The following is an 11359-nucleotide window of genomic DNA, read 5'->3' as shown; positions in this document are numbered from 1 at the left end:
CCAGCTTCCCCGCTGGTTCGCCCACTACAACGACGTCCACCCGCACAGGGCGCTGGGCTACAGATCACCCCGCGAGTACATCACCCAAACCCGCGAGACCCCGTCAGGCCTTTAGGGGGCAACAACACTTAGCGCCAGCATGGCCGAAAATCGACGCGCCGGTTAAGCGATGGACGCGGCAACCCCACCGAGGGTCGGGACGGAACTCCGAATGCCGGCTCGCGGCCGCCGACCGAGCGTCGCGGCGAAGCCGCGCCGTGCGGCGCGCGCTGACGCGATAGCCGTTCACGGGCGGAACGAACGAAAAAGCCCGCGGCGTGTCGCCGCGGGCTCTTCTGATCCTCCCCGAGCTCGTCTCGGGGAGGTACCCGGCGTAGCCGGACGGAGGGGCCCGACGCGGCGGAGCCGCGTCGTCGGACGGGTTCGGCAGGCCGACCCGCCGGCCAGGCTTCGCGCGTCTCGCGGCTAGCTCGCGCTAGCCGCGTGCGCGCTTCAGCCCATGATCTCCTGTTCCAGCTTCTTGGCCATCTCCTCGATGTTCTCCGGCGGCCAGCCCGGGATCTCCATCCCCAGCCGCAGGCCCATCGACGACAGCACCTCCTTGATCTCGTTCAACGACTTGCGGCCGAAGTTCGGCGTGCGCAGCATCTCGGCCTCGGTCTTCTGCACCAGGTCGCCGATATAGATGATGTTGTCGTTCTTCAGGCAGTTCGCCGAGCGCACCGACAGCTCCAGCTCGTCCACCTTCTTGAGCAGGTAACGGTTGATCTGCTGCGTGTCGCCCGCGCCCGCGCCGTCCGACACCGCCGCGGGCGTCATCGCGCCCACCGACGACGGCGCCGCGGAGCGGACCACCTGCCCGTCGTCGAACTGCACGAACAGCGCCAGCTGGTCCTGCAGGATGCGCCCCGCATAGCCCACCGCGTCCTCCGGCGTGACCGTGCCGTCGGTCTCCACCGTCAGCGTCAGCTTGTCATAGTCGAGGTCCTGGCCCACGCGGGTCGGGTCGACCTTGTACGACACCTGCCGCACCGGCGAGTAGAGCGCGTCCACCGGGATCAGGCCGATCGGCGCGTCCGCGGGGCGGTTCGCGGTGGCGGGGACGTAGCCCTTCCCCGTGTCCGCCGTGAGCTCCATGTTGAGCGTGGCGCCCTCGTCCAGGTGGCAGAGCACCAGCTCGGGGTTCATCACCTCGATGTCGCCCGACACCGCGATGTCGCCCGCGCGGACCTCGGCCGGGCCGGTCGCGGACAGCTGGAGGCGCTTCGGCCCCTCGCCCTGCATCTTGAGCGCGATCTGCTTCACGTTGAGGACGATGTCCGTCACGTCCTCGCGCACGCCGGCGAGGCTGGAGAACTCGTGAAGCACGTTCTCGATGCGGATGGAGGTCACCGCCGCGCCCTGCAGGCTCGACAGGAGCACGCGCCGGAGCGCGTTGCCCAGCGTCAGGCCGAAGCCGCGCTCCAGCGGCTCCGCCACGAAGGTCGCCCGGCGCTTGCCGTCGCCCCCGCCGCGCTTCTCCAGCGCGTTGGGCTTCTTGAGTTCCTGCCAGTTCTTCGCGTTGACAGCCACTTGCTTCCCCTGAGCTTGTAACCGACGGACACGAACACGCCGCCGGCCATGAAAACGGGCCCGCGGCGTGGGTGTGAACTGACGCTGCGGGCGAAGGAGGTGATTAGACGCGCCGCCGCTTGGACGGGCGCACACCGTTGTGCGGGATGGAGGTCACGTCGCGGATGGACGTGATCTGGAAGCCCACCGCCTGGAGCGCGCGCAGCGCCGACTCGCGGCCGGAGCCCGGGCCCTTGACCTCGACCTCGAGCGTGCGGACGCCGTGCTCGGCGGCCTTCTTGCCCGCGTCCTCGGCCGCGACCTGGGCGGCGTACGGCGTGGACTTACGCGAGCCCTTGAAGCCCATCATGCCGGCCGACGACCAGGAGATCGCGTTGCCCTGCGCGTCGGTGATGGTGATCATGGTGTTGTTGAACGACGCGTTCACGTGCGCGACGCCCGCCGTGATATTTTTCCGCTCGCGGCGGCGGAGGCGCTGGGGTGCTTGTGCCATGGTGTCTGCTCCGCCTTACTTCTTCTTGCCCGCGATCGGCTTGGCCTTGCCCTTGCGGGTGCGCGCGTTGGTGTGCGTGCGCTGGCCGCGGACCGGCAGGCCCTTGCGGTGGCGCAGGCCGCGGTAGCAGGCCAGGTCCATCAGGCGCTTGATGTTCATGGCGGTTTCGCGGCGCAGGTCGCCCTCGACCGTGTAGCCGGCGTCGATCGTCTCGCGGATCTGCAGGACCTCCTGGTCCGTCAGGTCCTGCACGCGGCGCTCGGGCTGGATGCCCAGCTTGCCCGTGATCTCCTCGGCCTTCGCCGCGCCGATCCCGTGAATATATTGAAGCGCGATGACGACGCGCTTGTTGGTGGGGATGTTGACCCCCGCGATACGTGCCATGACCTTTTTCTCCTAGCTCCACAGGGCCGGCATGGCGGTGCGGACCCTATCTCGTCGCGTTGGCCCCGAACGCACGATTGCGGCGAGCGCGCGCAAGCGCCGCCGTGAACCGGGCTGGTCGGAGTGGAGGGCACCTAAGCGCGCGCGTTTCGCCTGTCAACAGCCGAGCAGGAACCAAAACGCTAGTCGGGCGTGCGCTAGCTTACCGCTTCTCGGCGGTCGCCTTCAAGCAACCGACCTGCTCCGCGAGCACCCCGTCCACCGCAGGCGCGACACGGTCGAGCCCGCCCGGGAAACTGCCGCCCACGACGTAACGCAGGGTCAGTCTGGTGCCGGTCGCAGCCGGCTCGAGCGTGATCGTCATAGCCCCCGCCACCCCGTGCGCCTGCAGCGGCCCGAGCGCGCCGGCCATGCGCAGCGTCTTGGCGTGCTGGACGTAGGTGACGCGCATATGCTCCGCCGCACCGCCGGCCCAGCGCTCGCAGAAGCAGCCGCCGGACTTGAGATCGAGCGAGAGGTTGGCGGCGTCGCCTGACCAGCTATGCGCCGGGTTCCACCACGTCGCGGGCACCGCCAGCGCGGCCCACACCCGCTCGGGACTAGCCTGCACGACGGCTTCGCTCGCGACCTCAAACCCGGACGAGGCCGCCGAGACGACCTTCGCCTCGACCGAAGATAGGTGAAGCGCGAGCGCGGCTGGCAGTAAAAGGTATCGCATCGCCGGCGAGAGTGCCGGTCCTATCGCGCGCCGTCCAGCACGCCCGCGATCGCGCGGCCGACCTCGCCCATGTCGGCCATTCCGTCGACGCGCCGCACCAGCCCCCGCGCCTCGTAGTGTGGCAGGATAGGCGCGGTCTTGGCGCGGTACTCCGCCATGCGCGTGCTTACCGTCTCCGCATTGTCGTCAGGACGCCGCTTGAAGTCGTGCGCGCCGCATACGTCGCAGGTGCCCTCGACCGCCGGCTGCTTGAAGCGATCGTGATAGCCCGTCCCGCACTGCGCGCAGGTGTAGCGGCCGACGACGCGCTCCGTCAGCGCCGCCTCGTCCACCTCCAGCTCGACGACCCAGTCGAGCTTGCGCCCGCGCTCGGCGAGTAGCAGGTCGAGCGCGTCCGCCTGCGCCGCGGTGCGGGGATAGCCGTCGAAGATCACGCCGTTCGCCGTGTCGGCCTGGTCGAGCCGCTCGCCGATCAGCGCGGAGACGATCGCGTCGGACACGAGCTCACCCGCCTCCATTACCGCCTTGGCCTGCAGTCCGACGGGCGTGCCCATCTTGACCGCGGCGCGCAGCATGTCGCCCGTCGACAGCTGCACCATGCCTCGCTCGGCCACGAGCCGCGCCGCTTGGGTCCCCTTTCCCGCACCCGGCGGGCCCAACAGGATGATGTTCACGCGAACGGTCCCCTTCGTTCGTGATGATTAGCGCAGGCGACCGCCCTTCAGCTTCGCCTTCTTGATCAGGTCGCCGTATTGATGCGCGAGCAGGTGCGACTGGATCTGCGTCACCGTGTCCATGGTCACGTTGACGACGATCAGCAGGCTGGTGCCGCCGAGATAGAACGGGATCGCCAGCGCCGACACCAGATACTCCGGCACGATGCAGATGAAGGTCAGGTACGCCGCGCCGATCACGGTGATGCGGGTCAGCACGTAATCGAAGTAGGTCTCGGTGTTCTTGCCCGGCCGAATGCCCGGGATGAACCCGCCATAGCGCTTCAGATTTTCCGCCGTCTCCTCCGGGTTGAACACCACGGCCGTGTAGAAGAACGAGAAGAAGATGATGCCCAGCGCATAGAGCGCCATGTAGAGCGGCGTGCCGTGCGCGAGGTTGAGGTTTAGCCAGCTCATCACATTGCCGTACAGGCTGCCATCGTCGGGCACCTGCCCCGCGAACTGCGTGACGGTCAGCGGCATGAGCAGCAGCGACGACGCGAAGATCGGCGGGATCACACCCGCCGTGTTGAGCTTGAGCGGCAGGTGGCTCCGGTCCGCCTGCATGCCGCGCTGCGTCTGGCGCTTCGGGTACTGGATCAGGATGCGGCGCTGCGCCCGCTCCATGAAGCAGATGAGCAGCACCAGGCCGATGACGACGGCCAGGATCGCGATGATGCGCACGGGGTCGAGCGCGCCCGACCGGCCGCTCTCGAGCAGCTGCACCAGGGTCGTCGGCAGGGAGGCCACGATGCCCGCCATAATGATCAGCGACACGCCGTTGCCGATGCCGCGGCTGGTGATCTGCTCGCCCAGCCACATCAGGAACATGGTGCCGCCGATCAGCGAGATCACCGCCGCGATGCGGAACGTCAGGCCCGGCTCGATCACCGCCTGCACGCCGTTGTTGGCGGCCAGCGCCTCCAAGCCCACCGCGATGAACCAGCCCTGGATCGCCGTCAGCAGCACCGTGCCGTAACGCGTATACTGGTTCAGCTTCTTGCGCCCGCTCTCGCCCTCCTTCTTGATCGCCGCCAGCGTCGGCGACAGCGACGTCGCGAGCTGCACCACGATCGACGCGGTGATGTACGGCATCACGCCCAGCGCGATCAGCGACATGCGCGAGAGGCTGCCGCCGGAGAAGGTGTTAAAGAAATCGAGCACGCCGCCCTGCGTCTGCTGCGACAGCAGGCCTAGCGCGGTCGGATCGATGCCCGGCAGCGGCACGTAGGAGAGCAGGCGGAAGACGATCAGCGCGCCGATCGTGAACCACAGGCGCTTTTTGAGGTCGGTGGCTTGTGCGAACTTGGCGAGGTTCAGGCCCTGCGCCATCCGGTCGGCTGTCGTCGCCATGCTTGATCGAATTCCTGGAAACAGAAACGGCGGGATGCGTTGTGACGCGCCCCGCCGCTCATATAAGCGCGCGCCGGCGCTTGTCTAATCCACCCGTTCGGTTCGAGCCCAGTCGAGAACCGGATCCAGACGCAGCGCCCGGCCGTGTGTCTCGACCAAGCTCGACACGAACGGTGGAGGTTACGCCTGCCGAGCCGCCAGACGCGCCTCGCGCGCCTTGCCCTTCTTGGCCGCGGCCTTCTCCGCCGCCGGCACGATCGTGGGCACCTCGACGGAGCCGCCCGCCGCCTCGACCGCCTGGCGCGCCGAGGCCGACACGCCGGCCACCACGAAGTTCAGCTTGGCCGAGAACTCGCCCTTGCCCAGCAGGCGCACGCCGTCCTTGCCGCCGCGCGCGAGGCCCGCGGCCTTCAGCGCCGCATGATCGACGGTCGCGTTCGCGTCCAGCTTGCCGCTGTCCACCGCCTTCTGGATTGCGCCCAGGTTCACCTCGGCATGGTCCTTGGCGAAGATGTTGTTGAAGCCGCGCTTGGGCAGCCGCATGTGGAGCGGCATCTGACCGCCCTCGAAGCCCGCGATGGACACGCCCTCGCGGCTCTTCTGGCCTTTCTGGCCGCGCCCGCCGGTCTTGCCCTTGCCGGACCCGATGCCGCGCCCGACGCGGATCTTCGACTTACGCGCGCCCTCGTTGTCGCGCAGTTCGTTCAGTTTCATGTGTGCACTCGCTTTCGCTTTTGTCGCGCTGATGGGAGACGGCGCCGTTAGTCGCTCGGCCGCCATTTGTCACCCCGAAAGATGGACCCACGCCCGACGGGGTGAGACGACGCCCGTCGTCGAACAAGGTGCACGCCCTTGGAAAGAGGTCAAAACGTGCGCACCATCCGCGCGTCATGCGTTCCAGCCTCATCGTCCGAAGCATCTGGGCCTTCTGCCTGCTGGTCGCCACGGCGAACCACGCCTTTATCCTGCTTCGCCACGGCTTGTTCTGGGACTATGGCGGCGTCGGCTGGGCGAGCGCCGTCTACTGGTCCGGCCTGACGGTCGTCGACCCGATCGTCGCCGCTCTCCTGTTCGTCCGTCCTCGGGCAGGCGTCGCGGGCACGATCGCGCTTATCACGACCAACGTCGCCCACAACCTCGCCGTGACCGCGCGTTATGCTCCGGAAGGCGAGTTCCTGAACCGCGCCGCCCATCCGATCATCCTCAGCCAGATCGGCTTCATGCTGTTCGTCGGAGCCACCGCGCGCATCGCCTGGAGGGGTACCCGGAGCGGTGCGCGTCGCCGGCCGGCTTCCAGGTCCACTTGGCCGAGAGGGATGGATAACGGAACCGGGCGGATCGTTGAAGCGGTTGGGGAAGTCGGAAGGGCTCCGTACGCGAGCTTCGCCTCCGCCTTCATAGCAGGATCGGACGCTTCACGATGACGCTAGGCAAGCCATCGCCGCCCCACGATCGAACGGGTAGGGGTCAGGAAGCTTTTACTGGCTGGGCTCCTCAGGAGAAGGAAATCCTTGTTCGCCGCATGTCGGGCCGACCAAACCCCGCTCCCGGCCATGAAGATGTTCCGCCCCCTCACAGCGGTCCCAGGATGGTTTCGGTCCGGCGACGCCCGCGGTTGCTCGCGAGCCAGCTCGCCGCGCTCGTAATCCTGGCCTGCGCGCTCGGTGCCCTTCTCGTGGCGGCGCTGGCCTCCACCGGACGGAACGACACGTCGGTGCCGCGGGTCGCAACGCCGCCGTCGGCGGAAGCAGGCGTGGCCGAGCCGCCGTCGAGCACCGCCCAGGCGCGACCGGAGCCGAGGGAATCATCGTCGACCACCGTTGCGCGCGGCAGCGGCGAAACGGTCGTCCGCACCTTCTACGACGCGCTCGGCAGAGGAGATGGCGACGCGGCTTCAGCCCTGGTCGTCGCGGAGAAGCGAGGTGGCCGGGCCTTCTCCCCACAGGCGATCTCGCGCTTTTACGGCGACCTGCCCGAGCCGCTTCGTTTGACGGCAGTCACGCCGTTGGCGGACGACACATACCGCGTGAGCTACCGCTATTCGGCCGGCAGGTCGCGGTGTGACGGCGCGGCTGTCGTGAGCCTCACGTCGCGCGATGGCCGCACGCTCATCCGCTCGATCCGCGCGCTGAACGGCTGCTGATCCGGTTACGAGGTAATGCGGGGGAGGAGTCCCGGGCGAAGCTCTTACGGCCTCCGGGTAAGCTACACCGGCGGAGCCCCGCGCTCAACGGAAAAGGCGCGCCCTCTCGGACGCGCCTTTCTCAGATGCTTAGGGTGCGAGCGGGCTACTCCTCGACCACCTGCACCATGTGCTGCACCTTGCGGATCATGCCGCGGACCTCGGGGGTGTCCTGCAGCTCCGACACGCGATGCATCTTGTTGAGCCCCAGCCCGACCAGCGTCGCGCGCTGGTCCTTGGTGCGGCGGATGGGCGAGCCCGTCTGCTTGACCTTGATCGTCGCCATCGCTGCTTACTCCACCACCGCCGCGGCTTCCGCCTCGGCGACGCCCTTGTCCGCGCCACCGCGACCGAGCAGGTCGGCGATCTTCTTGCCGCGACGCTGCGCCACCGCCTTCGGGGACGTCTGGTCGCCCAGCGCCTCGAACGTCGCACGGATCATGTTGTACGGGTTGGACGTGCCGATCGACTTGGTCACCACGTCGGCCACGCCCAGGCTCTCGAAGATGGCGCGCATCGGACCGCCGGCAATGATGCCGGTTCCCTGCGGCGCCGCACGCAGCGTCACGCGGCCGGCGCCGAAATGGCCCGCGCCGTCGTGATGCAGCGTCCGACCCTCGCGCAAGGGTACGCGGATCATCTTCTTCTTGGCCGACGCGGTCGCCTTGCTGATCGCCTCCGGCACCTCGCGCGCCTTGCCGTGGCCGAAGCCGACCCGGCCCTTGCCGTCGCCCACCACGACCAGCGCCGCGAAGCCGAAGCGCTTGCCGCCCTTCACCGTCTTCGAGACGCGGTTGATGTGGACGAGCTTCTCGATCAGCTCCTCGCCGCCGTCGTCCTGACCACCGCGACGATCGTCGCGACGCGGACCGCGACCATCACGGCCGCGACCGCCGCCCGGACCACCGCGACCGCCGCCCGGACCGCCGCGACCGCCGCGGGGGCCGCGACCCTGGTTCTGAGGCGCGTCGCCCTGGGGCACGCCGCCCTCGACCGCCGGAGCGGCCTGCTGGTTCTCGTCAGCCATTCTCAGAACTCCAGTCCGGCCTCGCGGGCCGCGTCCGCCAGCGCCTTGACGCGCCCGTGATAGAGGAAGCCGCCGCGGTCGAACACGACCGCGGTCACGCCCGCCGCCTTGGCGGCCTCGGCGACGCGACGGCCCACCTCGGTCGCCGCCGCGATGTTCGCCGTCGCGCCCTCATGGCCCGACAGCGTGGACGCGGCGGCCAGCGTGCGGCCCTGCTCGTCGTCGATCACCTGGGCGTAGATGTGCTTGCCCGAACGGTGCACCGACAGGCGCGGGCGATTGCCCGCACGCGCGCGCAGCGCCGTGCGGTTGCGGCGACGCCGCTTCTCAAAAAGGGAAAGACCCTTGGTCACTTCTTCTTTCCTTCCTTACGGAAGATGAACTCGCCGTCGTACTTGATGCCCTTGCCCTTGTACGGCTCGGGCTTGCGCCAGCGGCGGATCTCGGCGGCCAGCTGGCCGACGCGCTGCTTGTCGGCGCCGCTGATCTCGACGGTGGTGGCGTCCGGCGTCTTCACGTCGATGCCTTCCGGCACGTCGATGTTGACGTCGTGGCTGTAGCCGAGCTGCAGGCGCAACGTGCGGCCCTGCGCCGCGGCGCGATAGCCGACGCCGGTGATCAGCAGCTTCTTGGTGAAACCCTGCGTCACGCCGGTCATCAGGTTCTGCACCAGCGTGCGCTGCATGCCCCAGAAGGAGCGCGCGCGCTTGGTGTCGTTGACCGGCGCCACCGAGACCGCGTTGTCGGCGATCTCGTAGCGGATCTCGTCGGCCAGCCGCAGCGACAGGGTGCCCTTGGGACCCTTCACGCTCAGCTCGCCGCCGGCGATGTTGGCCGTCACCCCCGCGGGGATCGGGACCGCCTTCTTACCGATGCGGCTCATCAGAACACCTCCGCCAGCACTTCGCCGCCGACATTCTGCTCGCGCGCCTCGGCGTCGGACAGAACGCCGCGGGGCGTCGATACGATGGTGATGCCCAGACCGTTGCGCACGCGCGGCAGCTCCTGGCTGCCCGAGTAGATGCGGCGGCCCGGCTTCGAGACGCGCGCCACGTGCTTGATCGCGGGCTGGCCCTCGAAATACTTGAGTTCGATACGGATGCCCGCGATCGGGCCCATCTGCTCTTCGGAATAGCCGCGGATGTAGCCCTCGCGCTGGAGCACGTCGAGCACGCGGGCGCGCAGCTTAGACGCGGGCGTGAGCACGGAGTCCTTGCGCGCGCGCTGGCCGTTGCGGATGCGGGTGAGCAGGTCACCCAGGGGATCGGTCACTGCCATGTGATACGGTCCTTACCAGCTCGACTTGGTGACGCCAGGGATCAGGCCCTTGTTGGCCAGATCGCGCAGCATCACGCGGGCGATGCGGAACTTGCGGTAGTAGGCGCGCGGGCGGCCCGTGATCTCGCAACGGTTGCGGATGCGCGTCGGGTTCGCGTTGCGCGGCAGCTCGGCCATCTTGAGCCGCGCGATCAGGCGCTCGCCTTCGTCGACCGACTGGTCGTTCGCGATCGCCTTCAGCTTCGCGTACTTGCCCGCATACTGCTTCACGAGCTTCTTGCGCCGCTCGTTCTTGTTGATGGAACTCAGTTTCGCCATGGACTTAAGCTCTCTTCCTTAGCGGCTCAGGCCGCCTGGCGCTGCGGCTCGGCAGCACCCTGGTCTTGCGGGAACGGGAAGCCGAACAGGCGGAGGAGCTCGCGCGCCTCGTCGTCGGTCTTCGCCGTCGTGGTCACGATCACGTCCATGCCCCGCACCTTGTCGATGCGGTCATAGTTGATCTCGGGGAATACGATCTGCTCCTTCAGGCCGCAGGCGTAGTTGCCCCGGCCGTCGAAGCTCTTGGGGTTGAGGCCCCGGAAGTCGCGCACGCGCGGCAGCGCGATGGTGATGAAGCGGTCCAGGAACTCGTACATGCGCTCGCGACGCAGCGTCACCTTGACGCCGATCGGCATGCCCTCGCGCAGCTTGAACTGGGCGATCGACTTCTTGGCCTTGGTAATCACCGGCTTCTGGCCCGCGATCAGCTCCATCTCGGACGCCGCCTGGTCGACGCGCTTCTTGTCCTGCGTCGCCTCGCCCACGCCCATGTTGAGCACGATCTTCTCGATGCGCGGAACCTCGAGCGCGTTCTTGTACCCGAACTTCTCGGTCATCGCCTTGGCAATGCGCTCGTCGTACATCGCCTTCAGGCGGGGGGTATAACCGTTAGCCATTGATCACGTCCCCCGTCTTCACGGCCACGCGGACCTTCTTGCCGTCGCGCTCCTCGAAGCGGACGCGGGTGGGCTTGCCGTCGGCGGTCACGTGCGCGACCTTGCTGACGTGCAGCGGCGCCTCGATGCGGACCAGACCGCCCTGCGGCTCCGCCTGGCTCGGCTTGCGGTGCTTGGTCGCGACGTTGACGCCGCCGACGATCACCTTCTGCTCCTTGGGCATGGACTGGGTGACGGTGCCCGTCTTGCCCTTGTCCTTGCCCGACAGGACGATGACCTGATCGCCCTTCTTGATCTTCGCGGCGGCCATCACAGCACCTCCGGCGCGAGGCTGATCACCTTCATGTGACCCTTGCCGCGCAGCTCGCGGACGACCGGCCCGAAGATGCGGGTGCCGATCGGCTCCTCGTTCTTGTTGACCAGCACCGCCGCGTTCGAGTCGAAGCGGATCACGGTGCCGTCGGCGCGGCGGATGTCCTTGGCCGTGCGCACGATCACCGCGCGGTGCACGTCGCCCTTCTTCACGCGGCCGCGGGGCTGCGCTTCCTTGATGGAGACGACGATGATGTCGCCCACGCCTGCCGTGCGGCGCTTGGAGCCGCCCAGCACCTTGATGCACTGCACCCGCTTGGCGCCGCTATTGTCGGCGACGTCCAGATTGGACTGCATCTGGATCATATCGAACCAGTTCCTTCTACCTTGGG

The 11359-nt window shown here is 68.1% G+C and carries 19 protein-coding genes; 3 read left to right on the top strand and 16 right to left on the bottom strand.

Annotated features, from left to right (window positions below; genetic code table 11):
• Positions 1-115, top strand: a 115-nt coding sequence (locus CKY28_RS15320) for an integrase core domain-containing protein (protein ID WP_141243959.1), incomplete at its 5' end; no start/stop codon positions are given.
• Positions 116-492: 377 nt separating this feature from the next.
• On the opposite strand, the gene CKY28_RS15315 is transcribed toward CKY28_RS15320, so the two are convergent.
• The 7 genes from CKY28_RS15315 to rplO form a co-directional block, all read right to left on the bottom strand.
• Positions 493-1572 carry a DNA-directed RNA polymerase subunit alpha gene (locus CKY28_RS15315; protein ID WP_095999203.1) on the bottom strand — a complete coding sequence of 360 codons (1080 nt, stop codon included), beginning with the start codon at positions 1570-1572 and terminating at the stop codon, positions 493-495.
• 103 nt (positions 1573-1675) lie between these two features.
• A complete protein-coding gene (gene rpsK, locus CKY28_RS15310) occupies positions 1676-2065 on the bottom strand; it encodes a 30S ribosomal protein S11 (protein ID WP_066486290.1) in 390 nt (129 codons plus the stop codon).
• A gap of 15 nt (positions 2066-2080) precedes the next feature.
• Entirely contained in the window at positions 2081-2449 is a 369-nt protein-coding gene (gene rpsM / locus CKY28_RS15305) for a 30S ribosomal protein S13 (protein WP_095999202.1), read from the bottom strand.
• 202 nt (positions 2450-2651) lie between these two features.
• A complete protein-coding gene (locus tag CKY28_RS15300; RefSeq protein ID WP_095999201.1) occupies positions 2652-3167 on the bottom strand; it encodes an SRPBCC family protein in 516 nt (171 codons plus the stop codon).
• A 20-nt stretch (positions 3168-3187) separates the two neighbouring features.
• On the bottom strand, positions 3188-3841 hold the full coding sequence (locus CKY28_RS15295; protein WP_095999200.1) for an adenylate kinase: 654 nt from the start codon (positions 3839-3841) through the stop codon (positions 3188-3190).
• 27 nt (positions 3842-3868) lie between these two features.
• Complete coding sequence (gene secY / locus CKY28_RS15290; RefSeq protein ID WP_095999199.1) at positions 3869-5233, bottom strand: preprotein translocase subunit SecY; 1365 nt, start codon at positions 5231-5233, stop codon at positions 3869-3871.
• A gap of 180 nt (positions 5234-5413) precedes the next feature.
• The gene (gene rplO, locus CKY28_RS15285) at positions 5414-5947 is read right to left on the bottom strand and encodes a 50S ribosomal protein L15 (protein WP_095999198.1); all 534 of its coding nucleotides are present in this window, start codon (positions 5945-5947) and stop codon (positions 5414-5416) included.
• A 176-nt stretch (positions 5948-6123) separates the two neighbouring features.
• Between rplO and CKY28_RS15280 the strand changes: the two genes are divergently transcribed.
• The gene (locus CKY28_RS15280) at positions 6124-6657 is read left to right on the top strand and encodes a hypothetical protein (protein WP_176473118.1); all 534 of its coding nucleotides are present in this window, start codon (positions 6124-6126) and stop codon (positions 6655-6657) included.
• A gap of 191 nt (positions 6658-6848) precedes the next feature.
• On the top strand, positions 6849-7376 hold the full coding sequence (locus tag CKY28_RS15275; RefSeq protein ID WP_095999197.1) for a nuclear transport factor 2 family protein: 528 nt from the start codon (positions 6849-6851) through the stop codon (positions 7374-7376).
• A gap of 145 nt (positions 7377-7521) precedes the next feature.
• Here the strand turns inward: CKY28_RS15275 and rpmD are convergent, their stop codons facing one another.
• From rpmD to rplN, 9 genes are read right to left on the bottom strand one after another with little or no spacing between them, the layout of a single operon-like run.
• Positions 7522-7701: a 50S ribosomal protein L30 gene (gene rpmD / locus CKY28_RS15270; protein ID WP_095999196.1), complete on the bottom strand. Its 180-nt coding sequence runs from the start codon at positions 7699-7701 to the stop codon at positions 7522-7524.
• A 6-nt stretch (positions 7702-7707) separates the two neighbouring features.
• Positions 7708-8442 carry a 30S ribosomal protein S5 gene (rpsE, locus tag CKY28_RS15265; RefSeq protein ID WP_095999195.1) on the bottom strand — a complete coding sequence of 245 codons (735 nt, stop codon included), beginning with the start codon at positions 8440-8442 and terminating at the stop codon, positions 7708-7710.
• 2 nt (positions 8443-8444) lie between these two features.
• Positions 8445-8795, bottom strand: coding sequence for a 50S ribosomal protein L18 (rplR, locus tag CKY28_RS15260; RefSeq protein WP_095999194.1), 351 nt, complete (start codon positions 8793-8795; stop codon positions 8445-8447).
• Complete coding sequence (gene rplF, locus CKY28_RS15255) at positions 8792-9325, bottom strand: 50S ribosomal protein L6 (RefSeq protein ID WP_095999193.1); 534 nt, start codon at positions 9323-9325, stop codon at positions 8792-8794. Before rplF ends, rplR begins: the two co-directional genes overlap by 4 nt.
• Positions 9325-9720: a 30S ribosomal protein S8 gene (rpsH, locus tag CKY28_RS15250; protein ID WP_095999192.1), complete on the bottom strand. Its 396-nt coding sequence runs from the start codon at positions 9718-9720 to the stop codon at positions 9325-9327. The genes rplF and rpsH overlap by 1 nt, the downstream gene beginning before the upstream one ends.
• Positions 9721-9732: 12 nt before the next feature.
• A complete protein-coding gene (rpsN, locus tag CKY28_RS15245; RefSeq protein WP_095999191.1) occupies positions 9733-10038 on the bottom strand; it encodes a 30S ribosomal protein S14 in 306 nt (101 codons plus the stop codon).
• Positions 10039-10064: 26 nt separating this feature from the next.
• Positions 10065-10655 (bottom strand): 50S ribosomal protein L5, encoded by a 591-nt coding sequence (gene rplE / locus CKY28_RS15240; RefSeq protein ID WP_095999190.1) that lies wholly within the window; start codon positions 10653-10655, stop codon positions 10065-10067.
• Entirely contained in the window at positions 10648-10965 is a 318-nt protein-coding gene (rplX, locus tag CKY28_RS15235) for a 50S ribosomal protein L24 (RefSeq protein ID WP_095999189.1), read from the bottom strand. Before rplX ends, rplE begins: the two co-directional genes overlap by 8 nt.
• On the bottom strand, positions 10965-11333 hold the full coding sequence (gene rplN / locus CKY28_RS15230; RefSeq protein ID WP_095999188.1) for a 50S ribosomal protein L14: 369 nt from the start codon (positions 11331-11333) through the stop codon (positions 10965-10967). Before rplN ends, rplX begins: the two co-directional genes overlap by 1 nt.
• Positions 11334-11359 lie beyond the last annotated feature (26 nt).

This window comes from Sphingomonas lenta (assembly GCF_002288825.1).
In the GTDB taxonomy this organism is placed as follows: Bacteria; Pseudomonadota; Alphaproteobacteria; order Sphingomonadales; family Sphingomonadaceae; genus Sphingomonas; species Sphingomonas lenta.
The sequence above is the reverse complement of the archived record's forward strand: the minus strand, read 5'-3'. Positions and strand labels throughout refer to the sequence as shown.

Excerpts from the sequence above, each read along its gene's own strand:
- rplF (WP_095999193.1), bottom strand. The coding sequence starts at position 9,325 with ATGAGCCGCATCGGTAAGAAGGCGGTCCCGATCCCCGCGGGGGTGACG.
- rplX (WP_095999189.1), bottom strand. The coding sequence starts at position 10,965 with ATGGCCGCCGCGAAGATCAAGAAGGGCGATCAGGTCATCGTCCTGTCG.
- rplE (WP_095999190.1), bottom strand. The coding sequence starts at position 10,655 with ATGGCTAACGGTTATACCCCCCGCCTGAAGGCGATGTACGACGAGCGC.
- CKY28_RS15300 (WP_095999201.1), bottom strand. The coding sequence starts at position 3,167 with ATGCGATACCTTTTACTGCCAGCCGCGCTCGCGCTTCACCTATCTTCG.
- rpsK (WP_066486290.1), bottom strand. The coding sequence starts at position 2,065 with ATGGCACAAGCACCCCAGCGCCTCCGCCGCCGCGAGCGGAAAAATATC.
- rpmD (WP_095999196.1), bottom strand. The coding sequence starts at position 7,701 with ATGGCGACGATCAAGGTCAAGCAGACGGGCTCGCCCATCCGCCGCACC.
- rpsN (WP_095999191.1), bottom strand. The coding sequence starts at position 10,038 with ATGGCGAAACTGAGTTCCATCAACAAGAACGAGCGGCGCAAGAAGCTC.
- rpsH (WP_095999192.1), bottom strand. The coding sequence starts at position 9,720 with ATGGCAGTGACCGATCCCCTGGGTGACCTGCTCACCCGCATCCGCAAC.
- rplO (WP_095999198.1), bottom strand. The coding sequence starts at position 5,947 with ATGAAACTGAACGAACTGCGCGACAACGAGGGCGCGCGTAAGTCGAAG.
- rpsM (WP_095999202.1), bottom strand. The coding sequence starts at position 2,449 with ATGGCACGTATCGCGGGGGTCAACATCCCCACCAACAAGCGCGTCGTC.
- rpsE (WP_095999195.1), bottom strand. The coding sequence starts at position 8,442 with ATGGCTGACGAGAACCAGCAGGCCGCTCCGGCGGTCGAGGGCGGCGTG.
- rplN (WP_095999188.1), bottom strand. The coding sequence starts at position 11,333 with ATGATCCAGATGCAGTCCAATCTGGACGTCGCCGACAATAGCGGCGCC.
- CKY28_RS15280 (WP_176473118.1), top strand. The coding sequence starts at position 6,124 with ATGCGTTCCAGCCTCATCGTCCGAAGCATCTGGGCCTTCTGCCTGCTG.
- secY (WP_095999199.1), bottom strand. The coding sequence starts at position 5,233 with ATGGCGACGACAGCCGACCGGATGGCGCAGGGCCTGAACCTCGCCAAG.